20 protein-coding genes are annotated in these 22,096 nt (G+C 49.9%); 8 read left to right on the top strand and 12 right to left on the bottom strand.

Annotated elements, in window-relative coordinates:
• The first annotated feature begins 407 nt into the window (after nucleotides 1-407).
• A complete protein-coding gene (locus tag Enr17x_RS06300; RefSeq protein WP_145306932.1) occupies nucleotides 408-1,826 on the top strand; it encodes a tetratricopeptide repeat protein in 1,419 nt (472 codons plus the stop codon).
• Between the two features lie 91 nt (nucleotides 1,827-1,917).
• Here the strand turns inward: Enr17x_RS06300 and Enr17x_RS06295 are convergent, their stop codons facing one another.
• From Enr17x_RS06295 to rpmF, 6 genes are all read right to left on the bottom strand, one after another.
• Entirely contained in the window at nucleotides 1,918-3,219 is a 1,302-nt protein-coding gene (locus Enr17x_RS06295; RefSeq protein ID WP_145306930.1) for a beta-ketoacyl-[acyl-carrier-protein] synthase family protein, read from the bottom strand.
• Nucleotides 3,220-3,633: 414 nt separating this feature from the next.
• A complete protein-coding gene (gene fabF, locus Enr17x_RS06290; protein WP_145306928.1) occupies nucleotides 3,634-4,881 on the bottom strand; it encodes a beta-ketoacyl-ACP synthase II in 1,248 nt (415 codons plus the stop codon).
• Nucleotides 4,882-4,965: 84 nt separating this feature from the next.
• Nucleotides 4,966-5,199 carry an acyl carrier protein gene (acpP, locus tag Enr17x_RS06285; RefSeq protein WP_145306926.1) on the bottom strand — a complete coding sequence of 78 codons (234 nt, stop codon included), beginning with the start codon at nucleotides 5,197-5,199 and terminating at the stop codon, nucleotides 4,966-4,968.
• 390 nt (nucleotides 5,200-5,589) lie between these two features.
• Nucleotides 5,590-6,498, bottom strand: a complete 909-nt coding sequence (gene fabD, locus Enr17x_RS06280; RefSeq protein WP_145306924.1) for an ACP S-malonyltransferase — start codon at nucleotides 6,496-6,498, stop codon at nucleotides 5,590-5,592.
• 48 nt (nucleotides 6,499-6,546) lie between these two features.
• Complete coding sequence (gene plsX, locus Enr17x_RS06275) at nucleotides 6,547-7,548, bottom strand: phosphate acyltransferase PlsX (RefSeq protein WP_145306922.1); 1,002 nt, start codon at nucleotides 7,546-7,548, stop codon at nucleotides 6,547-6,549.
• Between the two features lie 6 nt (nucleotides 7,549-7,554).
• Nucleotides 7,555-7,734 (bottom strand): 50S ribosomal protein L32, encoded by a 180-nt coding sequence (rpmF, locus tag Enr17x_RS06270; RefSeq protein ID WP_145212611.1) that lies wholly within the window; start codon nucleotides 7,732-7,734, stop codon nucleotides 7,555-7,557.
• Nucleotides 7,735-8,003: 269 nt separating this feature from the next.
• On the opposite strand from rpmF, the gene Enr17x_RS06265 reads away from it, so the two are divergent.
• Complete coding sequence (locus Enr17x_RS06265) at nucleotides 8,004-9,257, top strand: tetratricopeptide repeat protein (protein ID WP_145306920.1); 1,254 nt, start codon at nucleotides 8,004-8,006, stop codon at nucleotides 9,255-9,257.
• 228 nt (nucleotides 9,258-9,485) lie between these two features.
• Here Enr17x_RS06265 and Enr17x_RS06260 read toward each other — a convergent pair whose 3' ends face one another.
• Nucleotides 9,486-10,529, bottom strand: coding sequence for a DUF1559 domain-containing protein (locus Enr17x_RS06260; RefSeq protein WP_261343438.1), 1,044 nt, complete (start codon nucleotides 10,527-10,529; stop codon nucleotides 9,486-9,488).
• An 83-nt stretch (nucleotides 10,530-10,612) separates the two neighbouring features.
• The gene (locus Enr17x_RS06255; protein WP_145306918.1) at nucleotides 10,613-10,990 is read right to left on the bottom strand and encodes a carboxypeptidase regulatory-like domain-containing protein; all 378 of its coding nucleotides are present in this window, start codon (nucleotides 10,988-10,990) and stop codon (nucleotides 10,613-10,615) included.
• 341 nt (nucleotides 10,991-11,331) lie between these two features.
• Here Enr17x_RS06255 and Enr17x_RS06250 point away from each other — a divergent pair, with 341 nt between their 5' ends.
• From Enr17x_RS06250 to Enr17x_RS06240, 3 genes are all read left to right on the top strand, one after another.
• Entirely contained in the window at nucleotides 11,332-11,832 is a 501-nt protein-coding gene (locus Enr17x_RS06250; protein ID WP_145306916.1) for a hypothetical protein, read from the top strand.
• Between the two features lie 15 nt (nucleotides 11,833-11,847).
• On the top strand, nucleotides 11,848-12,105 hold the full coding sequence (locus tag Enr17x_RS06245) for a hypothetical protein (RefSeq protein ID WP_145306914.1): 258 nt from the start codon (nucleotides 11,848-11,850) through the stop codon (nucleotides 12,103-12,105).
• 223 nt (nucleotides 12,106-12,328) lie between these two features.
• The gene (locus Enr17x_RS06240) at nucleotides 12,329-13,786 is read left to right on the top strand and encodes a SpoIIE family protein phosphatase (protein ID WP_145306912.1); all 1,458 of its coding nucleotides are present in this window, start codon (nucleotides 12,329-12,331) and stop codon (nucleotides 13,784-13,786) included.
• 51 nt (nucleotides 13,787-13,837) lie between these two features.
• Here Enr17x_RS06240 and Enr17x_RS06235 read toward each other — a convergent pair whose 3' ends face one another.
• Nucleotides 13,838-14,905 (bottom strand): alpha/beta hydrolase, encoded by a 1,068-nt coding sequence (locus Enr17x_RS06235; protein WP_145313931.1) that lies wholly within the window; start codon nucleotides 14,903-14,905, stop codon nucleotides 13,838-13,840.
• Nucleotides 14,906-15,115: 210 nt separating this feature from the next.
• Between Enr17x_RS06235 and Enr17x_RS06230 the strand changes: the two genes are divergently transcribed.
• Nucleotides 15,116-15,547 carry an OsmC family protein gene (locus Enr17x_RS06230; protein WP_198000993.1) on the top strand — a complete coding sequence of 144 codons (432 nt, stop codon included), beginning with the start codon at nucleotides 15,116-15,118 and terminating at the stop codon, nucleotides 15,545-15,547.
• 90 nt (nucleotides 15,548-15,637) lie between these two features.
• Here the strand turns inward: Enr17x_RS06230 and Enr17x_RS06225 are convergent, their stop codons facing one another.
• The gene (locus Enr17x_RS06225) at nucleotides 15,638-16,669 is read right to left on the bottom strand and encodes a phosphotransferase enzyme family protein (protein ID WP_198000992.1); all 1,032 of its coding nucleotides are present in this window, start codon (nucleotides 16,667-16,669) and stop codon (nucleotides 15,638-15,640) included.
• Nucleotides 16,670-16,790: 121 nt separating this feature from the next.
• Nucleotides 16,791-18,326 carry a formylglycine-generating enzyme family protein gene (locus tag Enr17x_RS06220; RefSeq protein WP_145306908.1) on the bottom strand — a complete coding sequence of 512 codons (1,536 nt, stop codon included), beginning with the start codon at nucleotides 18,324-18,326 and terminating at the stop codon, nucleotides 16,791-16,793.
• Nucleotides 18,327-18,644: 318 nt separating this feature from the next.
• Here Enr17x_RS06220 and Enr17x_RS06215 point away from each other — a divergent pair, with 318 nt between their 5' ends.
• The gene (locus Enr17x_RS06215; protein ID WP_145306906.1) at nucleotides 18,645-19,622 is read left to right on the top strand and encodes a DUF1559 domain-containing protein; all 978 of its coding nucleotides are present in this window, start codon (nucleotides 18,645-18,647) and stop codon (nucleotides 19,620-19,622) included.
• Nucleotides 19,623-19,712: 90 nt separating this feature from the next.
• Complete coding sequence (locus Enr17x_RS06210) at nucleotides 19,713-20,129, top strand: peptidase associated/transthyretin-like domain-containing protein (protein WP_145306904.1); 417 nt, start codon at nucleotides 19,713-19,715, stop codon at nucleotides 20,127-20,129.
• Between the two features lie 665 nt (nucleotides 20,130-20,794).
• On the opposite strand, the gene Enr17x_RS06205 is transcribed toward Enr17x_RS06210, so the two are convergent.
• The gene (locus Enr17x_RS06205) at nucleotides 20,795-22,072 is read right to left on the bottom strand and encodes a hypothetical protein (RefSeq protein WP_145306903.1); all 1,278 of its coding nucleotides are present in this window, start codon (nucleotides 22,070-22,072) and stop codon (nucleotides 20,795-20,797) included.
• Nucleotides 22,073-22,096 lie beyond the last annotated feature (24 nt).

Genomic DNA, 22,096 nt, shown 5'->3' with positions numbered 1-22,096 from the left:
GCAAGCGCAATGCCTACTGAACACCAGTATGCAAAACAATTGCGCATGAAAGTATCCCTACTATGAATACTTTATTATCAAGTGAAATTAATCTCCGCGCGTTCAGATGTCAAGCACCGCAGGCAACTATTTCACAACGACTTACCTCATAGATTGTAGAATTGACGCAGAAGCGCGACTACTGATAGCATTTACAGACACCATCATACGGATGCCATGAATGCAGAAAAGTCGTTGAAATTGACCATTTAGCCAGTTTCTTGATGATGTTGAGAGATTGATCTCCATCAAAACAGGAAACTTCTATAGTATTTAAGAGAAATCCCGGTTTTAGCGATTCCCTCAAGTCGTGATCCGGGTTTGTGAATTTGAACAACAAATCATCCTGTTTTGAAGGACACTCTGTAATGTTTCGCCTGCTCCCACTTTTGATTCTCTGCCTTGGAATTCCAGCCACTGCGGCTGCCCAACCCCCTAACCCCAACGACCCATTTGCCCAACAAAAGATGCAGGCCGATCAGGCCCAGCAACAAGGTGACTATGCAAAATCAATCGAACTGAGCTCGCAGATCCTGCAGCAAAAACCCGATGACCATGTCGCTTACTACCTCCGCGCCAGTGCCCGCGTCGAATCTGGTAGAGAAAAGGGAAGTACACAGATTATCCGAGAAGGTGTCGGTGATGCCCGCGAAGCAATCCGCTTCAGCCAGAACCAAAATGTGAATTACTACCTGCCTTACCTGTACGGCATGATGAACCTGGCCGTCATGGAAAACAAAAAGAGCCACGCGGAAACAGCACTCAACGTTGCCAATCAGATCCTTGCCCGTCCGAACCTGACTGCAGAGGAACGTGCCAACTTCCATTATCAGCGGGGAATGATCTATCTGCCATTGAACAAACCTCAAGATGCAGCAAAAGACTTCAGCGAAACAATTAAACTGCAACCTAACCACTTTGCCGCTCTACTTGCACTGCCAGACGCCTACGCGTTAGCCGGCAACAACGAAATGGCACTGGCCAGCTTCAATGACGTGGTGCAGAAACAACCAAACTCTCCTATCGTTTATAATAACCGCGCCATGTTTTATCAGCAGCAGGGAAAACTCCAGGAAGCAGTCAACGATTTCTCCCGCGCAATTCAGATTGATCCCCAATATCACCACGCCATTACCAACCGGGGCTTTGCTTACCTGGAAGGTGGTAAACCACAAGTCGCCGAGGCAGACCTGACCCAGTCTTTATCCATCGCGCCGAACCAGCCATTTGTGCTGGGAATGCGGGGAGAAGCCCGTCTCCTGCAAGGAAAAATTTCACAAGCCATCGAAGACCAGAAACAGGCCGTTCAACTCGACCCCAATAATGCAGCCCTGCATTCTGACCTGGGTTTCTCCTATTACTTTAATCAGAAATTCCCGGAAGCACTTGCCCAATTCAATCGGGCCGCCCAGCTGGCACCAGAACAGATGAAGGTCCTCAACCCCTGGATTTATATGGCCATGGTACGCAGCAATCAGAAGCCTGCTGCCGACGCCAAATTTCAATCGACCCTTTCTCAGAAACCAGAGTCGCGTGATTCGGTCGATACGATTCTCGCATTTCTGTTAGGTGCGATCTCCGAAGCAGACCTGATGAAATCGATTGACCCGAAAGATCCAAAGCGCGCCAAAGCACAAACCTGCGAGGCACACTACTTCATCGGAGAAAAGGCACGCCTGGCCGGTGATTCAGCAAAAGCAACCCAGAATTTCGAGCAGACACTCAACACCAACCTGAGAAACCTGTCTGCTTACCGCGGTGCACAATACGCACTCAAGAAGTTCTAATACTTGCAGACTAATCTGAAAACACGCAAAAAAACAGCCCCGGAGAGAATCAATCTTTCCGAGGCTGTTTTCTTTATTTCGTGTGATCCACTCAGACGCCGCAGATGACGGACGCACTGGCCTGACCAAATCCTGTCGTGCTGATCTTCAGGAACAACTTGTTCTCTGTTGGCAGAGGCTCGTTCCGAACCACATTCAAAGGACAATCGGGATCAGGAGTCTCATAATTCAATGTCGCGGGAATCACTCCCTGCTTCAAAGCAACCAGAGAACCACTGGCCTCAACAATCCCACAACCGGAACCGGAATTACCAAAATAGCTCTTCAAGGCTGTCACGGGAACTTCAGAAGCCTTCTCGCCAAAGACATCCTGGATCGCCTGATATTCCTGCACATCAAACAACCGTTCGCCCAGGCCGTGGGCATTGATATGACCGATGTCCCCAGGCTCAACGCCTGCTCGCTTCATCGCAGCTTTAATTGCATTTGCCATAGCCGCTCTGGCATCAGGTGATCCATCTCGATTCACGACACAAGAAGCGCCGGTTCCCAGGACTTCGCCCCAAACTTTTGCACCACGATTTTCAGCGTGTGTTTTCTCTTCCAGCAGCAACGAGCAAGCTGCCTCGCCAACCACCTGACCGGTCCGTGCCTTGTCAAAAGGACGGGCACGCTTGGCAAAATCTTCGGGAGCATCCGCCAGTTCTTCCCAGAACTTCGCATGAATCGATTTTACTTCATGCACCCGGGTCCCCGTCACGCCGGCGACCATCACGTCAGCCCATCCTCGTTCAATCACGCGCTGTGCTTCACCCAACACCAAATTCCCGGAGGCTTCGGCTTGTGTAATCGAGTTATTCGGTCCCCGTGCATCAATAATGATGCCGATATGACATGCAGGCATGTTAGGCAGATACTTCAACAACCAGAGAGGTTCCATTTTGGCCAACCCCTCATTCCCCCAGCGTTCGTATTGGAATTCCGTTCCTTCGCTGCAGGCGACACAGGCACCAAAAAGCACTTCCGGCGGACTCAACATGAGATTCGCACCGAACTCAATACCAAACCGCTCACTATCGACAGCATTCAGGTCGAGTGCCGAATCTTCCATCGCAAGATTTGCTGAAGCCACACCTAACTGAATCTCACGGCACATGACCTTAAGACTCTTTCGCTGCTGCTTTAGATACTGCTTCTTGATCGTGGTACTATTAAAATCAGAAACTTCTGCGACACATGTATCAGGTGCTGCCAGATAGGAGTAGAGCTCCGATTTCTTTATGCCCGATTTGCCTGTCATCAAACTATTTTGAAATTCTTCCACACCGATCCCGATCGGGCTGAGAATACCCATCCCTGTAATCAGGATACGACGCCGTGATTCTGTATTCATTTGAATCTCTTTAGAAAGTCCCGCTTACCTACTTACGACAGCTGCCTTCGAATCATGTACTGTCATCGTAGAAACATATTCGCCTCAGGCAAGTCCCTTGCCCGCTTCCATGCTAAAAACCTGCTCACAGGCTTTATCATAGGAAAAGAAGAATTTGCACGCCACTAACGACCAACTGCAATTCGCTTGAACCCAACCTGACAGCGAACAGCAACATACATACACCACCCAGACCCATCCAGGCACCTGCAACAAGGGATAGCTAAGACAATCGAGGCACGATTTTCAACCCTGAAGCAAGTGCGAGATGAAGAATTCTTTGGGAAAACTCCCCCACAATCGATGCCACCCCAAAAGAAGGCGCGTCTATAGCCATGCGATCAGTGAGTGACACAGCCGATTCAACACAAGCGCTTACTCTGGCGCTTTTTGCAGAACCAGACACGCGTTGTGCCCACCAAACCCGAAACTGTTCTTTAAAACCCGCTCAATTTTCATATCGCGTGGCTCATTGGGAATGTAATCGAGATTACATTTTTCGTCCGGCTGATCCAGATTGATTGTCGGAGGCCCTACCTGTTCCAGAAGCGCTTTCACCGCAACCACAAATTCAACGCCGCCTGAAGCTCCCAGCAAATGGCCTAAGTGACCTTTCGTACTGGAAACCGGCATTGTTTTCACATGAGAACCAAACACAGAATTGATCGCCACCGTCTCGGCGACATCTCCTAAAGGAGTACTCGTCCCATGCGTATTGATGTAATCAATGTCTTCAGGATTGATACCAGCGTCCTTTAAAGCATGCTGCATGGCACGTGCCGCTCCACGGCCTTCCGGATCCGGGGCTGTCATGTGTGTTCCATCAGCAGACATTCCGTATCCAATGACTTCGGCCAGAATCGGAACACCCCGTTTTTTAGCATGCTCATACTCTTCCAGCACAATGATGCCGGCACCTTCTGCCATCACAAAGCCATCGCGGTCTTTATCAAAAGGACGACTTGCTGACTGAGGGTCATCATTGCGAGTCGATAACGCATTCATCCGAGCAAAGCCAGATAACCCCATCGGAGTCAGCGCGGCTTCACTTCCACCGGTCACCATAATATCAGCGACGTCATTTTGAATCAGCTTAAAGGCGTCTCCAATCGCGTTTGTTGCAGAAGCACAGGCAGTCGCAACAGCGCTGTTTGGACCTTTCAGCTCATAAGTCACCGAGATATTTCCGCTGGCCGCATTCACCATCAGCTTGGGAATCATAAAGGGAGAAACCCGTGCCGGCCCCTGATTATACAGGCGGTCATGCTGGCTTTCGATTTCATTCAAGCCGCCAATTCCGCTTCCCACCAGAACGCCTCTGCGGTACGGATCGCCGTCAAAGTCTTCCAATTGAGCCTGCCGATAGGCAATATGTGCCCCCACCAGACCAAATTGAACAAAGCGATCCACGCGCTTCAGGTCTCTGGCAGAAATATTGGTATACTCGGTGGCATTGAAATCTTTAATTTCCCCACCAAAGCGGACTTTGTAGTCGGAACAATCAAAGCGTTCGACTGGACCGACACCGCTTTTGCCAGCGCATAATTTGTCCCAAAACTCTGAGACATCTAAACCCAGAGCCGTTACAACAGAAACCCCCGTAACGACGACTCGCCTGCGCATTCGAGAACACTTCCTACAATGAAAAGACAGGACTCTAAGAAATCAAAACATCGGAAACAGCAACGAAGTAGTGCCCGCCGCGAATTAGCTGGCTTTTTCGGTAATATAACCGACTACATCGCCTACAGTTTTGATCTTGTCATAATCATCATCGGGAATCGTTACATCGAACTCGTCTTCAAATTCCATGACAAGCTCTACGATGTCGAGAGAGTCGGCCTTTAAGTCGTCGATAAATTTACTTTCCAGCGTAATGTCTTCTTTTGGGTGGCCCAATTGCTCGCTAACGATACCAACCACTTTTTCTTCAATTGACACTCTTCTTCTCCTTCACCGTCTTAGTGATTTATTTTTACTTTTGTATGGCTGGAAACATCTTTGCCAAACCAACTTGGATAGATTTACCAATAGTGGTAGCGAGATATATCCAGTTTCCCTATTTATGTAAACCTTAAAATGAGACAAGAATTATGAGTCTTGTCTACTCCACCAAAGTTATCTCATAATTTGATTGGGCTGAGTTTACCAGTCTCGGAACACACGAATTTGAGTTCCCGGGAATTTTCTTCAGCAACCCATCGTAAGTTGTTGTAGCACATGTTGATAGATTTGATCAAGGCCGGTCAGGATACTCAAAATGCACCAAAACACACCACTGGTCTTCTGCTCGTGAGCTCCGGGCAACGAGAGCCCCCGGAAACCCCTTACTCAGGAATCGTTGACTGTCTCGCAGGAAATTTTGCGATTCACACGTTTCATCAACCCTTTCAAAACCTTGCCAGGGCCGATTTCGTAAAACTCATCGAAACCGTCATCAAGCATCTTCCGCAGGGAATCTTCCCAGAGAACCGGGCTGATAACCTGTCGTATCAGTAGTTCGCGGATTTCGTCCGGATCTTCATGAATTTCCGCATCCACGTTGGAAACGACTGGAATTTCCGGTTTTTTCAGCCCCACGCCGGCTAGTGCTTCAGACAGCGAACTGTCTGCGGGCTTCATGATTTCCGTATGAAAGGCACCGGCCACCGCCAGAGGAATCGCACGACCACCTTCCTGCTCAGCTAATTCCGCTGCCCGTTCGCAAGCACTATTTTCGCCTGAAAGGACAATATTTCCGGGACATAAATAGTTCGCAATCCAGATTTTTCCGGCTGAAGCAGCGGCCTGACAGATCTCAGCCACTTTTTCGCGATCCAGCAATAGAATACTAACCATACCTGAGGGATTGGCGTCAGCTGCCGCCTGCATCGCTTCACCGCGGCGCTGCACAACTCTCAGACCATCTTCAAAGCTCATCGCGCCGGCAAATACCAGCGCGGTATATTCGCCCAGACTTAATCCAGCTGCCATTTCGCACGCCAGAACCTTATCGGGAGAATCTGCTCTCAGCATTTCTAGAGCAGCCAGACTTGTGACAAATAACGCCGGCTGGCTGATTACTGTCGAATCCAGCTCTTCGCTGGGCCCTTCAAAACAAAGCTTGGCTAAATCGTACTGCAGAATCTCAGCAGCACGATCAAACAGCTCCCGGGCAGCGGGATATTTTTCGACAATGGTTTTGCCCATGCCGACATGCTGAGCACCCTGTCCGGGGAATAAAAAAGCGATTCTGCTCACTGGTCGATCCCTCTATTTTTTCTGCGCTGAAATGAATAATCTCGGGTTTTACGCGACGGGCTTCTGTGCCAGATGCTCGGCGATCTGAGAATTAATGCCACGATCCTTGAACATGGCACTCCCCCTCAAAGCATTGGAAATTGAATGTGCATCACTCGATCCATGGCAAATGATACAGATCCCATCAATGCCTAACAGCGGGGCACCACCAGTTTCATGATACCGGAACCGTTTACCCAGATCCTGAAAGGCCTGCTTGGCTTTATCCCGCTCGACGTCAAGATTGCCGATAATATGTTTCGATGCCTCTTTCATCAGAAAATCAGCCATTCCCTCGCTGACCTTCAACACGACATTCCCGACAAACCCTTCACAAATCAAGACATCTGCCTCGCCTTGATAGAGCCCTCGGCCTTCGACATTTCCGACGAAGCTGTCTTTCAAAGGACTTTCCGTCAACAGTCGATAGGTGTCGCGATAGAGGTCGTTCCCCTTCACGTCTTCACTGCCGATATTAATCAGCCCGATCTTGGGAGACTCAACACGCAGCACTTCGCGGGCATAAATTTCACCCATCACTGCATACTGATAAAGGTGCGAAGGACGCGCCGAAGGATTCGCACCGACATCCATCAGAACCGCATGGCCGGCAAGGGTCGGCAAAGTAACTGCAATTCCAGGCCGCTTGACGTCTTTTAAAAACAACCGGGTTTTCAAACCCGATGCGACGACAGCGCCAGTATTGCCTGCACTCACCACAGCATCGACTTCGCGAGCCGCCATTAATTTCCAGCAGACCGAAATCGAGCTGTCCGGCTTTTGACGCATCGCGTCCGTCGGTTTCTCCTCCATGCCAACAACCTGGCTCGCATGCACGATCGATAATCGATCGCCACAATAGCCGGAAGCTTCAATCTGAGATTCGAGTTGATCTTGAGGACCCACCAGCACTACATTTAGCGCAGAGTCTGCCTGCAATGCGGCAATGGCTCCTGTTATGTTCGGTTCGGGGGCAAAATCTCCCCCCATTGCATCCAGTGCAATCCGCATTGATGCTTAGTCCTCAGAATCAACGATGGTTCGCCCCTGATAGAAACCACAGTGAGGGCAAATGGCATGGGAAGGGGACGCGGTACCACACTGTGGGCAATAGGTCGGCTTAGCCGCTTTGACACCATTGTGACTACGTCTCTTACGAGAATTGGATTTAGACATCCTTCTTTTAGGAACTGCCATGAAAAAGACCGCCTTAAAACACCTGACTTAACTTAAACTATACCAAAAACACAACTTAGCGTTAACTTGTCATCCTGTGAGCGCACGGAGAGCACTTTCACCGGCTTTTCTGACAGGAATCGAACATACTATGCAATTTTCAAAACAACTGTCAAGCTACAGGGCACAGAACAGACGATATCAAAAATGATATTTTCTTATTGTTCCCACAGAAAAATACATCAGTACACACGTTCGATTGTAAAATACTCCGGAAATCGAGAATCGCCATGATGGATCATCGTCTCAAATCCCCTGTTCGTCGGCATTTTTTGCGTAATTTCGCCAGCCTTCCTTTTGCCATCCCCACTATCGGCTCTCTCCTGGGCACCAGTTCCCTCGCCGTAGCGGCCCCTCAAAAGATGACGCCTCAGGAACTCCAGGCGTTTGGCAAACAGATCCAGGCAACCGCCAATTCGCAGGATGCAGCGAAATTCCGCGCCCTGTTCGACTGGAAATCATTCATCGACCGCGTTTTGGCAGAATACGAACAAAATCCAGCCGTCAAGCAGGCGATTCAGCCCGTCCGAAAGCAACTCGAAACGGCTTACACCGAAAATAACCAGGGGATCGACACGGAAATCCTGGCAGAAGTCGGCAATGGTGCCGATTACCGATTCCTTGCCATGCGGAAAGAACAGGACCAGTACAAAGTCATCTTCCGGTTTCTCCGCCCCGACTGGACCCTGAACTACCAGGCCCTGATTGTGGAAAAACAGCAGTCCGGCGAATTGAAAATTATCGACATCGACAGCCTCTCCACAGGCGAGCACATTTCGCAATCTCTGCAAAGGCTCTATCTGCCGGAAATCTATAAAGCACACCTCACGGTGAAAGATAAACTGAACGACCAGGAAAAAAGTCGAATTATCAACCAGAAAAAACGCTACGACTTCCTCACACCCAGCGAGGAAAACACCGACCCGTTCCAGGCCTATCAGCAACTGCCCAACGAATTTAAAGGGGAAAAAACCGTCCTGCTCTTCCTGGCGCAAGATACGATCCAGAAAGAGAACCCGAAAAAATATCAGTCTGTCCTCGGTGCTTACCGGAAATATCACCCCAATGATCCGGCGGCAGAACTTTTGAGCGTCGAGTATTTTGCCCTGACCGAAGATTATAAACAGGCATTGGAAAGCCTGGACCGTCTGACGGCTGCCATCAAAACCGTCGATCCCTATCTCTATTCGGTCCGCGCAGGCATCCTGATCGAAATGGGAGATATTAACTTAGCCGGAAAATACGCCGGCAAGGCATCTGAAATTGAACCGGATCTGCTACAACCTTATCTGCACCTGATCAATATTTCGGTGATGCAGAAAAACTTCGATGATACGATCAAACATCTGGACACATTAAAAACCAAATTCGGCTTTGAATACGCAGACCTCGATCTCAGCGAACTGGATAACTTCGAAGCGTTCACGGCGTCTCCTCAGTTCAAAAAGTGGCAGGCCATCCAGCCGCCAGCCAGCCCTAAATAGTCGACTGCTACTTCGCTGTGGTCTGCTTCAAGGGAGGCAAGACATCGCACTTCTTGAGTGCCAACAGCGGATAGAGCGTCCCACTATAAGTAATAAAGTGCCAGCGGTCCGTACTCAATGATCGCGTCCACCAGCGCCCCTCTCCTAATCAGCCAGCCACCGTCTTCCAACCCGATGGCTGGAAGACGGGCTCGAACAGAGCTACTTCGAGCGAGCGCCACGCCGTTTTTAGTATTCTCCCACAACCTGTCCATCATCACGCACGGCGAGCCGTTGAAACGTCGAATTGATGTCTTGAACATGAGTCGCCACGGAAACGGTTCCTTTCTTGTAGTCGATGTTTTCGCTGAGGAAATGGACTGAGCCATCGCAGAACACAAAATGGGCACCGCCAACATGGTTGCTGCTGAAACCGCGCACGTCATGCTCGGCTCCTGCAACCGCATTGATCCCATTATAAGTCAGCCCCACAACCGCCATCCCATTTCCCTTCCTGGCATAACTGCTGCTCTGCGTATTATTGGATCCCGAAAACCCGATGACGTTAGCGCCACCAATCCTGTTCGATGATTTGTAGACATACGCTCTTTCGCCAACCAGAATTGTGTTACTGCTTCCATCGATGATATCACGAAACTTGACGCTCGAATTTGCAAAACCAACCCCATGAGCGGGACCATATTGAGTCGCATACACGGGAGGTGTGGTACTGTCCCAGGCGTTTGCCATCATCACATAATCCGAACGAGCAATCTGGTAGGAGTTGGTTCCGTCTGTCACATTGAAATTATAATTATTGGAAGCCGACGTATAATCATTGAGGTTGGGTCCCGGATCAGACGGACAGAGAAAAACGGGGATCGGAGATTGTAACGCCTGACGTACCGTTGCATTCGCCAGATTTTGATCCAGCGTCACTCTTCCCGAATTGAGTAAATTGTAGAGAGGAGCCTGATCAATGTAAGGCAGCACGGATGTCGCCCAGCCGTAAACCCCGAGTTCCCCCTGATTACAACCAGACCAGACCCCTGCAGAACTGCACGGAGTTTTGGTGATATAACCCGGTGGAAACGTGTTGTAGGCGTCATGATAGTTATGCATTGCCAAGCCGATTTGCTTCATGTTATTTTTACACTGCGACCGCCGGGCAGCCTCGCGTGCCTGTTGCACGGCAGGCAACAGCAGCGCAATCAGAATGGCAATAATCGCAATCACAACCAATAACTCAATCAGTGTAAATCCTCGCGTTTGTTTTATTCTAATCTTTTTCACACCAAGTCTCCTGAAAAGATAAATCACAAAACAGAAATTCGAAGCGCATACTACATAGAGACGCAGGCTCGTCCCTGAGTTCTTTACTTGGACTTCATCTCGATATCAAATGTGTTATCACCTGGTTTCACATCCAGTTTCAACTCGCTTTTGGAACCATACTTTGCAGGAATCACAGGTCCTGATTCATCAATCCCCCATTCAACCCGCACACTGCACGGTCCAAGCTTGACTCCCGTTTCATCAATCAGATAAGACGCTTCGTAAACTCCCTCAGTATTCGATTTGGCCCTTGAGGTACGTCCCTTTTCAGGTTCGAATAAGATACTCACACCAGAGAGGGGCTTGCCGTCCAGCTTGACTGTTCCGTGAACCTGCCCCAGCTCGGGCATATCAGGGGCACGATCACTGCAACCAAAGACAATGCTCACCATCGCCGCAAGAGCTGCTACTGACATCATCCTTGCCATGGTTTTCCTTTCAGAAATCAGAAAATGCGCAGCCAAAAACACTGCAACACATGATTGGAGAAACGGGCAAAATCGCTTAGATCCAAAAGAAATGAGGAAAACGTCTTCTTCGTTGCAGAGCGCGACATAATGTTAAGACTTCATTAAGCTGAGATACTCTTAGTATCTAAACCTTAAATTGAAATAGCAAGAAATATTTTTCCGATTGCACCGTTTTTATTTTCTCTTTTCACTGAGATTTTGCAGACACTCTGAAACGCGTTACACTGCAGGCAGATTCAGAATCTCGTTCGTTCGACGTCGTCAATTCTTGACAGATAAGGATTCAGACCATGCAAGCTTTCGCAACATGCCTATTGATAATTGCCTTCTTCAGTACCAGTCTCTCAATCACGTCGGCACAAGAGCCTCCTCAGATCGAACCCATTCTGATCCAAAGCCAGGGTTTGATTTTCGTCGTCCCACAATCCCGGGACAAACTCATGGCCTATAGCACTGTAACGAATTCCTGGAGTCACACAGAAATTGCAATCGAGGAATCTTCAATCCCCTTACTCAAGATTCAACCGACCGTCGGGAATACTCTGGCTGCCTGCCAGCTAGGTCAGGAACTTCACGCGTATTCTGCCAAGACAGGGCTCTGGGCAAAACTGAGATTACCACTACCGCATGAGTCCAAAATCAGCTATTCGATCAGCGACAACCTGATCACGGCATATGTCAAAACCAAAACAAAAACCTGGATCTATGTCTTCGGCGAAGACGCCAAGGCCTGGTCGGGGGTCAATCTGACTACCGGAGAACAGGCACCTACCGAAGAAAAGAAACAGTAGGCTGTTCCGAATCCCATGAGTGTCTTTCATCACAAAGCAATTCTGCTCAAGCAGGATGAACCAAATTACTGGTTTCAGTTCTTTCCCGACTTCGTTGGAAACGACACACTTTGGGGAGAGTTCTGCTTCAACATCAATGACGGGTCCTTCGAGATCACCCACACCGTTGACCATCCTCAAGCGGAAAGATCCGTTTTCGCACTGATTCACAAAATTCGAAAAACGCACAAAACGTCGCATACCATTCCGGACGAAGTCTACTTCATTGCATAGCTTCAGCAGAATTAACACGATCAATTCCCCTTCTCTGCTGAAACAGAAACGACGATTCCATCACTTCCCCGTCCAATGAATCTCCCAATACCACGGCCCCTGATTTTTCACATGGACTTCTGGATCGGTTGTTTTTTCTACTCCCCAAGACTAAAAAAGATACTATACACCCGCCTTTACAGATGCTCCCTCCCCAAACCTGAGTGGTAACCCTCATACCAAAATGGATGCCTTAAAGCAAAAACGTGCCCAGAGATCCATTCGCTTCCAGTTGCTCCTGGTGGTGAATGTCGTGCTGGCTGTCTTTGTAGTGCTGTTTCTCATCTTTTCCTATCAGCGCAATCTGGCCGAGCGACTGGCAGAGAAACGGATCGCCCTCGATGAAGAAGCAGCGACATTACTCCCCTCTCTTTTACAGATGCAGGATCAGGGTAAAGAAGCCGTTCAGCAGTATCTTGAAACCGTCTGCTCACAAATGCAGGAAATCCATGCCCCCGTCCATCATATTGTTGTTCGATTCCAAAACGGTCCCTTCAAGTTGCTTTCCGAACAGGGTGCCTCTGCCGAATTAGTTGAAGTCATTCAGCAGGCAACAAAATCCCCCCGGCATGCTTCCCGTTTTGGAAATTCTGAAATTGTTGTCGGAACGTATTCACAGAGTGGCATCACCGTTTATGTCTCTGAAACTCTGGACAACCTCTATGGATCAGTGTTTGCTGAAGTCCTGAATAATCTCACCGGTTTTATCGTGCTCTCGCTGATCACTGGCATTGTGATCAATATTGCTCTCACCACAATTGTAACGCGTCCACTGCATCATCTGGTCCAGACGGTCCAGGAGATTGGACAGGGGCAGCTCGGAGCCCAGTCTGAAACTTTTCACTGTGCTGAACTGAACTATCTGACGCACGAAATCAACGAAATGAGTACCTCACTGGCTGCTGCGGAAAATCTTCGCAGACTCCAAATGGCCAAAGCCCGTAAGATACAGGAAAATCTCTTACCTCAAGAATTCAACATCCCGGGACTCAATGTGGCCGCGTTTTTTCAGCCTGCTGACGAAGTAGGAGGCGACTATTATGATATCATCCCTTTGAGTGACGGCACATGGCTGTTCTGCATCGCCGACATTACCGGGCACGGCATTTCCGCTGCGATGAGCGCTGCAGTATTGAAAACCCTGTTGATCCAAGCCACCGAGCACACCTGCTCGCCTGCGGAAATCTTAGATTTCATCAACCGCCGCTTCACGGTCGTCAGCCCCGTTGGCGAATTTGTTTCCATGCAAATTTTGCGCGTGGTGCCTCAGACGCACCTGCTGGAATACGCGAGCGCAGGGCACGAACTTGCGTGTTTTCTATCGCCGGAAGGAAAAGCATCTGACTCAGAAACAACAGGACTGCTGCTGGGCATTGATGAAGACGCCGTCTGGTGCAACATGACACTCCAGCTATCGAAGGGATATCGGTTGCTGATGGTGACCGATGGCGTCAGCGAAACCCATAACCCCGACGGCGAAATGTTCGGTCGCAAACGCCTGACTGCTTTGTTTCAAGAGTGCCAGCAGCTAACGATTGAGCAGACCAAACTGAAACTTCAGGAACGCCTGTCACACTTCCGCAACGGCAATCCACAACAGGATGATGTAACCATTCTGTTACTGGAAATGAACGAAGACTGATCACAAAATCAATGGTTCTACTTAACAGCACGTGCCCCCCTGCTCCAATTCTCACTCCGGTTGATAACCGCGCCACATCCAGACGAGTGTATCGGCCAGTGTCTGTTCAAAGACTTTGCGGTCACAGTGCCGGGTCCCTTTGCTGAATACGTAGCGGTAGTCATACCCCTTCGCCTTGAGCGCTGCCGCCGTGCGCTCGTTAGCCATCACCCAGTTGTGATAGGTCTCTTCCGGATCGTTGGCACGCAGGTCATTTTCAGCGACATGGGTGAAAATCCGCAGTGGCTTCTTATCGCTATTTTCGATCAGCTTCATACTGGAATGATATTCCCACGCACCCAGCGGATACTTGGCTTCTTCGGGTGCATCATCATCCTGCTGATCGACGAACGTGCCGGAGTAGGTAATCAATCGCCGAAACAGGTCCGGACGAAACCAACCCATGGTGAGCGCTGCCGCCCCGCCGGAACTGCAACCCATCGCGGCGCGGCCCCAGGGATTGTCAGTAAAAGCAATATTGGGATAAGCGGCTCGTATCTTTTTGTTCTTCAGTACGGCCGGCAAAACTTCATCATTGATAAACCGAGCGAAGCGGTCCGACATCGTATCATATTCCAGACCGCGTTCACTTCCCTTGCCGTCGTTACCGCCATTTTGAACCCCGATCACGATAAATGCCGGCAGCTTGCGCTGCGGGTCCTTCGAGATCGTCAAATTATCCAAGGCATTACGGACCAGATCCATGCGACTTGGTCCGTCATGGGTGACCAGAATCGGTGCCTTGGTGCCGTCCTTGTAGGCAGCAGGTACGTAAACGAAAATTTTACGCGTTTCGCGCACGGGCTTTTTGGGATCGAGGGTCTTATCATCGCCGGGAAAGATTTTGCTGTCTGCTAAAGGCATCGAGAATTCAAAACTCTTCCCTTTGGGATTGCCCTGATCGGTCAGATCAGGATCGATTTGATACTCGGGACCAACAACAAAATTCCCGTTGCCTTGTTTGCCCGGGTTCTCCGTATATTTCTCGGCAGAAAAAACAACGGACGAGGTAAAACCAACCACAGCAATGGTGAGAATACAACGAGAGCAATTCGACAGGAGCCTGGATTTCAACAACATGATTTTTTCAATCATTTGCAGGAGGTCTTTGGAAGTCACTTAGAACGAAAATATCAGGCTACCTTATCTGACACACTTATTCAATTTATCAATCCAGAAATACAAAGATTCACACAGTTCCCGACTATTGCGTGACATCATGCACGTCATCCACTAAGCTGACAAGTTCTGTGTTACCAATTGTTTCTACTAAAAATAAAGGAGTATGCTATGACGATTAAACGAACAGGATCTGCAGTCTGGCAGGGTGGCTTGAAAGACGGCAAAGGAACGGTCTCGACCGAGAGTGGTGCGTTAACCGATTTATCCTATGGCTTTTCCAGCCGCTTTGAAGATCAGCAGGGAACCAATCCCGAAGAATTGCTGGGCGCGGCACACGCCGGTTGTTTCTCGATGGCACTCTCAAAGATTCTAGGCGACGCCGGTTTGACGGCTGAGAAGCTGGAGACCTCTGCCGAGGTCTCTCTCAATCAGGTTGATGACGGGTTTGCGATTAATGCCATTCATTTGACATTGAAAGCCAGCGTCCCGGGCGCCGATGCAGACAAACTGAATGAATTGGCCGGCATGGCCAAAGCCGGCTGTCCCGTCTCAAAATTGTTCAACGCCGACATCACCCTGGACGTGACGCTGGCCGACTAACAACGAGATATTGGAATTTACCAGAGCCTCAGCATCGAACTACATTTTAGTATTTGATGCTGAGGCTCTGAGTTTCTTTTCTCCACTCGTCTACAACTGTTTAAGGTCAACTTGCAGCTTCTCGCCGTTCAGCCAGAGCCGCTCAATCCATGCCAGACTTTCGGTGACGGGTATTTGTGGATTGCCCATCGCGATTTGCCAGTGTTCCGGGTTCGGCAGCATGAGGAAATAATTGGAAACGGTATTCAGCATGATCATGTCTCCCACCGTCTCTAACTGTTCGCGGTCGAGCGTATATTCTTCGCGGTAGCCCTCGACCAGTCGCGCCAGAACATGGCCCGCTAATTCGGGGCTGGCATCCGGCACCTGCAGACTGGGATAAAAGTAATACACGAACAGCAACACGCCCAGATCCATCGTCCGCCAGCCATAACAGCCCAGATCGAAGTCGATCACCTCGATCCGCCCCTCCTCGACCAGAAAATTCCCAGCATGCAGATCACGATGGACCAAACCATAGTGACCAGAAGTTGTGGACCGCCCGATCCAATCGTCTGTGAAAACGCGCATCGACTCGACGACTTGCGGATTGAAGATTTCGGGTAGCGGATCGGGAAACTGCCCGAGATTAATCTCGTACCAGCGCAGACGATCGTGGTCGGCCGGCAACTGCATTTGATCCGAAGCACGATGAATGCGGCCGATCTCGCGTCCCAGTTTCCGGAAGAGTTCATCATTCCACTCGGCATCGGTCGCCGGGTTAAGCTGTCGCCCTCGGAAACGCTGGAAACAGGAGACATGCATGGCCCCTTCATCCACGCCGACAGTTTCCAGTAGTTCGCCGCCGCGCGAAGGAATTGGCGTCGTCACCGTGCAGCCATGACGAATCAGGTGTTCCAGCCAGATCAATTCTCCCAGCACTTCGTCCCGCCCGCGCACCGCATCATCGCTGATGCGAATGATGACCGGCTCACCATCCCGACGCTCCGTCGCAAACACATGATTGACGCCATCACGGATCAACTCTGTCTTATCGGGAACGAGTCCCCAGTGATCAACACACTGCGCCAGCGCATTGTAATAAGGCGAAGAATCATCAACCGGTAAATGATACGGATTCAAAACTTGCTCCTCAGTGATCCCTGCTGGAATGAGTCTGTTCTACTGAAGAGAATAGTTGAATGCAACTAGATCTGGAAGAGACTAAAAAGCCACCGATTTGTTCTCGCCAATCATCGCAGGATCACTGTACCTCACAGACGACACGAAACCCCACATTCAGATTGCGATTCTCAGAGACGATGCGGTCACGATACGCGGCCCGAATATCTAACACGCCGCGAAACCAGGAACCACCACGAATGACACGCACCGACTGATCCGTCGCGGGCCCTGTAGGATCAACGGCCTTTTGACCGGCCAGAGTGCGATAATATGTTTCGTTATACCAGTCCTGACACCATTCATACACATTTCCATGCATATCAAATAATCCAAACGGATTTGGTTTTCTGGTCATCACCGCCTGAGGATAGAACTCGCCGACCTGCGAAGTATTATTGATAAACCAGGCATACTCTTTGGCCGTCTCCGTTTCCGGTTCCGTTAACGCATTTCCGAAGCTGAACATGGTCGTCGTCCCGGCGCGACACGCGTATTCCCATTCCGCTTCGGTTGGCAGTCGATATTTTTTTCCCTCTTTCTGAGAGAGCCATTTGCAAAATTCTGACGCATCATTCCAGGACACATTCACCACAGGAGCCATCTCCGGCTGATCCAGGCCATAATTCGTATTCCATAGATAATCGGGAGATTGTACCAGCTCATCATCCTCATAAGCATAGCCCCCTTTCCCGTCTTTCTGCGCGTCCGTCTGGTAGCCCGTTTCGTTGATAAACGCCCGAAACATCGATTGCGTGATTTCCTGCTGACTCATCATAAACGGCTGATTGATGACCACCTGATGCTGCGGCATGGCGCTGTTGACCCTGGCAGCGTGACTGTCAGTAACATTAATATTCTGAGCCTGCATCGCAGCGATAACCAGATCGACTTCCGCCTGAGTATTTCCCATCTGGAACTCGCCCGCAGGAATCAGAACCAGCTTCAGTCCCAGGCTGTTGGTTTCTTCGGAAGTTTGCTTGAGGTACTGCGCCCATTCCTGCCGACGGGCCGCTGCATCCTGTTGACTGAAGGGACTGACCAATAACGCAGGCCGGTCCGAATCATCTGGTGCTGCCTGTGGTTGGGAATTAGCGTCCTGCTCCCCGCCTGCCGGCATCGCCTCTTCCTGAGGGGCTCTTTGTTCCGCAACTCCTGCCCCGTCGTTTCCTATTTTTTTCCAGGGGATGAAATAAACAGAGGCCGCCATGACCGAAAAACTGACTGCCAGGATCGAAACAATCCCCAGGTATTGGCTCAACAACCCCGAACCCTCACCCGCTGTCTCCTGATTTCCATCAACGCTCGGCAGGGAACCGGCTTTTTTGTTTTTTCGTTCTCGAACAGAAACGACCCGTTCGTCGTATTCCTGGCGCAGCTCCCGATTCAGTAACGTCAGTTCGGCTTCTTCCAGTTCATAGATGATCTTGGCAACTTGCCTGGCATGCTTGCCCACCCGAAATTGTTCGAGGTGTGATTTCTGTCGCTCAACCGCCATTTGAATAACATCGCGACTCTGTTCACCAACTGAAATACGCAGCAGGTCATAATAGGTCGGCGGACACTTCTCCGCAGGAATGCCTAACCATTTATGATAGGGATTAAAAGCACCACTCATCCATTGCTCCCGGCAGACTTGGTAAGAACTAAAAGCACAACCGCATCCTAGTTAACAATTGTATAAAAGTCCAACCCCGAAGTCTCTGATCAGGAACAGTTTACAGTTTTAGTCGAAGCCTGACTCCAGATTACTCATTCATGGCAAAGATTCTGTTTATTCAGAGGGAAGCTTGCCGGCTGACCAGAAACTTTACTTTAGAAAAGAACCATATTGAGTGTAAAGCCTTATAGACTTATCTGTAATCATAAGTATATTAATATACTCGCGTATAAAATCGCCTCGATTTATTTAATCTTATTTTATCTGGAGTGGATTATGAGGAACAGGACACGACAAACTGGATTCACATTGATTGAACTACTGGTAGTGATTGCGATTATTGCAATTCTCATCGCCCTGCTCTTACCGGCTGTACAACAGGCCCGCGAGGCAGCCCGGCGGAGTACCTGCAAAAACAATCTGAAGCAAATCGGGGTAGCGCTGCACAACTACCATGACACGCATCGCACGTTCCCGCAAGGAAACTACGGCATGACCAACAATCAATGGCCTTTACGTGATGGGACAAACTGGCGAACGATGATCCTGCCTTATATCGATCAGGCGACGGTTTATAACCAACTGACATTTGATGATGTGAACGCAACCTTCAACGGATTGACCTACACGGGCAATGAAGTCCTGATTGGCTTGAAAGTCCCCGTCTTCCTGTGTCCTTCCAGTGTTCTCGATCCCTTCGATAATTCGGGAGTCAGTAATAACACGGCGGGGGGCCTCAACCACCATTACGTGGGAATTCAGGGCGCTGCACGGCCCATCCCCGGCTCCAACCCTGATAAAGGAACGCGTGACTGTAATCATGGCTGGTCATGCGACAATGGAACGTTTTTCTCGAATGAATGTGTCACGCTTGCCAAAATCGTCGACGGATCTTCGAACACGATCATAGTCGCGGAACAGTCCGGCGAAGTGAACGGACAAAACCTGACTGCCAATTATTACGGGGGCTGGCATGGCGCGCGGAATGATTCCCGGGTCAGTGGTTCCAGTTGTTCCGACTTGTGGTCGGCCGGCACGACCTGCGTCCGGTTTGCCCCGAACTCGAATATCATTCAGACCGGTGCGACCGACCGAAAATATCGCAATAACACCGTGATCAATTCACAGCACACCGGCGGAATCCATATCTTACTGGGGGACGGAAGCATTCATTTTCTCTCCGAAAATGTCGACTTCACTACGCTCAAGCAACTCTGTGTGCGATATGACGGAGTTCCCGTCGGAGAGTTCTAAGTTGTCCGCCTTCGGCATACTCTGACCCGCGTTCAATCGCTTCTGCGTATTACATGAAATTATTTAATTTCTACCAAGGAAGAAACCACCATGAGAAAATATAAAGCTCTGACTGCACTGCTGTTTGTCGCCGCCTTCGTCTGCGGCTGCGGGGCTTCCGGGCCAGTATTCAAAACCGGGACCTTAGCCGGAACGGCAAAGATCGACGACCGTCCTTTTGACGCCGACGCAGTGTTGATGTTTCTGGATAACACATCCGGACAAGCCTATACCGCTCCGGTCGAAACGGATGGAAAGTTTACTGTCGAAGAAAAGGTCCGAGTCGGAACCTATACCGTTTATCTCGCGCCGAAACCACAGGCACCAGACGATCCTGAAATGCAGCCGACAGGAGTCACCATGGATACCTCAATGCCGGATAAATACTGGAACGAGGCAACCAGCGATCTCAAGGTAACCGTCAAAGAAGGAGAAAATACTCCCACGATCGTCTTCAAGAAAGGGTAAATTGATCGAGAGTTTCCTCGAGAAAATTGCCTGATCCTGATGATCGCGTGAAAGTCATCGGCATTTTATTCACCAGTCCTGCTGAATGTTCATCTGCGGTGCCGTTCGTGGTATGTGGTAGGATTGGTGTGCCGGTGGTTTGGTATCTCGCTCGTGTAAAAACCGACGGGTAGTGCCGATCGGCTCACTGATTGGGATGGTGATTGTTTTGGAGCAATCTCATTGCATTCGAAAGTTTCTGCGGGCGGCCACATAGGGCCGGACCCTAATTTTTTGAGGATGAATTCGTGTTTGTGAAACAGATCTTCGTTAACGGCGTGGGAGGGTCAAGGGAGCATTGCCAATTTTCTCTGGGAACGTCATGTGATCTCCCGGGATGGCTTAATGAAGTTCTGGGATTGCAAAGTGAAGTCTTGCGATGTCGTTTGATAACAATGGTGCATGGGAGCAGTGCTTCGGAAAATATGGCTGAAATAAGCGGGTTTTGTAGTACTGATTTTCTCAGTGATTCGGAAACGTCAACTGAACCCGTAGTGCTCACTCGCGCGCCCGACTTTATCTCCGCATGATCATGCCGACTGCCGTGATACGGTCAAGACGGATTTATTCAGCTGGACGATCTGAAATTTCAGCAGTGAGAATATTGAACCATAAAGGAGATCGGGTTACTCCGAAATTTTCACCGAAATCTTGCCGCTATTGTCAGCCAATTCATGCCAGTCATCGCGGCACCTTAGAAACAGTTTCCCAGTGGCGGGCGCCTGAAAACGGCCCGTCTCTCCCAATTCAAACTCGTCGCTGAGTTCGTACTCGTCGTTCTCGTTTTCCAGCAGTATAACGCCGACCAGCGTTCCCTGCCCGGCATCATCGCCATTCGCAGTAACCCGTTCGGCATCGCTGCTGGTTTTCCATTCTCCATCTGCGGAAAACTGATATTCGATCCCTGCTTCTACCAGCGTTCGAGAAGCCTGCCAGCCTTGATTGGCTTCGATTTTCGACGTCAGCGGACGAACAGAATTCGGCTTGCGAAATTTCGTTTTCCAGTCCCATTGACAGAGGTCACAACGATAGCCCTGGTCAAAATGCTTCAGGAAAAACAGATACTCAAACGATATTTCCCGAGCCATTGATCCATAGGTTTTATTGAACGAAGCCGGTTTATTCATCAACAGCCCCAGTCCTAAAGGACGGAACCGGGGCGCATAATTCGGGTTGGTCGCCAGCAGATGGCACAAGGCCCACCGCCAGCAATAATTCTGCCAGGAGTCGCCGGTCGTTTCTCTGGAATTGACAATCTCATTCAGGCTTTTGGGCTCGCTGCGCTTGATGTAATCAATCACATAACGTTCACAGCTCACCGAGAGAGGCTGACCTTTTTTCGGAACGACTTTCCAGTTGTTTCCCATCTCGGCCATGCCTTCGCTGTACCAGACGGGGCCTGTTCGACCGAAATTCTGCGCACAGTAAGCATGTACTGCTTCATGCTGCGGCGTCCCTCGACTAGCGGTCGCATACACAATCGATTTGGCGGCGACAATCTGCCGACCTCGATAGGTGGTCTGGCTCATCGTCACGCCACCGCCGCCCGCTATCGAGCGAAACCCGGCCGGATGCAAGCTGCCGGGAGGCCAGTTGGCCAGATCTTTTACCACATAACACTCAATCACCCGGCGATTCGGACTGCCCCAGTATGTCGAAATGATGACCAGCATCTTTTCCAGGCGTTCCAGCAGATCCCGCGCTTCGTCAGGAGGCAAGTCGGTATGAATCAGAAAATTTTTCGAACGGTAATCAGCGGGAGCCAACTGCTCTGAAGCGTTCTTTCCGGTCCTGTTTCGTTTTCCCTGTGCAGCTAAACTTTCGACAAAAGCTGTCGTCAAGCAAAGCACAACGATCAAAGCCCCGGCGATTCGTCTTCTCTTCAATGTTTCAACCAGATCCACAAACGATCATCCTTACTACTTGAT

Source organism: Gimesia fumaroli (assembly GCF_007754425.1).
GTDB lineage: Bacteria > Planctomycetota > Planctomycetia > Planctomycetales > Planctomycetaceae > Gimesia > Gimesia fumaroli.
Note: the sequence above shows the minus strand (reverse complement) of the source record. Positions and strands in the feature narration are given on the sequence as shown.

Excerpts from the sequence above, each read along its gene's own strand:
- Enr17x_RS06215 (WP_145306906.1), top strand. The coding sequence starts at position 18,645 with ATGAGGAACAGGACACGACAAACTGGATTCACATTGATTGAACTACTG.
- rpmF (WP_145212611.1), bottom strand. The coding sequence starts at position 7,734 with ATGGCAGTTCCTAAAAGAAGGATGTCTAAATCCAATTCTCGTAAGAGA.
- Enr17x_RS06245 (WP_145306914.1), top strand. The coding sequence starts at position 11,848 with ATGAGTGTCTTTCATCACAAAGCAATTCTGCTCAAGCAGGATGAACCA.
- fabF (WP_145306928.1), bottom strand. The coding sequence starts at position 4,881 with ATGCGCAGGCGAGTCGTCGTTACGGGGGTTTCTGTTGTAACGGCTCTG.
- Enr17x_RS06250 (WP_145306916.1), top strand. The coding sequence starts at position 11,332 with ATGCAAGCTTTCGCAACATGCCTATTGATAATTGCCTTCTTCAGTACC.
- Enr17x_RS06265 (WP_145306920.1), top strand. The coding sequence starts at position 8,004 with ATGATGGATCATCGTCTCAAATCCCCTGTTCGTCGGCATTTTTTGCGT.
- plsX (WP_145306922.1), bottom strand. The coding sequence starts at position 7,548 with ATGCGGATTGCACTGGATGCAATGGGGGGAGATTTTGCCCCCGAACCG.
- Enr17x_RS06240 (WP_145306912.1), top strand. The coding sequence starts at position 12,329 with ATGGATGCCTTAAAGCAAAAACGTGCCCAGAGATCCATTCGCTTCCAG.
- Enr17x_RS06235 (WP_145313931.1), bottom strand. The coding sequence starts at position 14,905 with ATGTTGTTGAAATCCAGGCTCCTGTCGAATTGCTCTCGTTGTATTCTC.
- Enr17x_RS06210 (WP_145306904.1), top strand. The coding sequence starts at position 19,713 with ATGAGAAAATATAAAGCTCTGACTGCACTGCTGTTTGTCGCCGCCTTC.
- Enr17x_RS06300 (WP_145306932.1), top strand. The coding sequence starts at position 408 with ATGTTTCGCCTGCTCCCACTTTTGATTCTCTGCCTTGGAATTCCAGCC.
- Enr17x_RS06220 (WP_145306908.1), bottom strand. The coding sequence starts at position 18,326 with ATGAGTGGTGCTTTTAATCCCTATCATAAATGGTTAGGCATTCCTGCG.
- Enr17x_RS06295 (WP_145306930.1), bottom strand. The coding sequence starts at position 3,219 with ATGAATACAGAATCACGGCGTCGTATCCTGATTACAGGGATGGGTATT.
- Enr17x_RS06230 (WP_198000993.1), top strand. The coding sequence starts at position 15,116 with ATGACGATTAAACGAACAGGATCTGCAGTCTGGCAGGGTGGCTTGAAA.
- Enr17x_RS06255 (WP_145306918.1), bottom strand. The coding sequence starts at position 10,990 with ATGATGTCAGTAGCAGCTCTTGCGGCGATGGTGAGCATTGTCTTTGGT.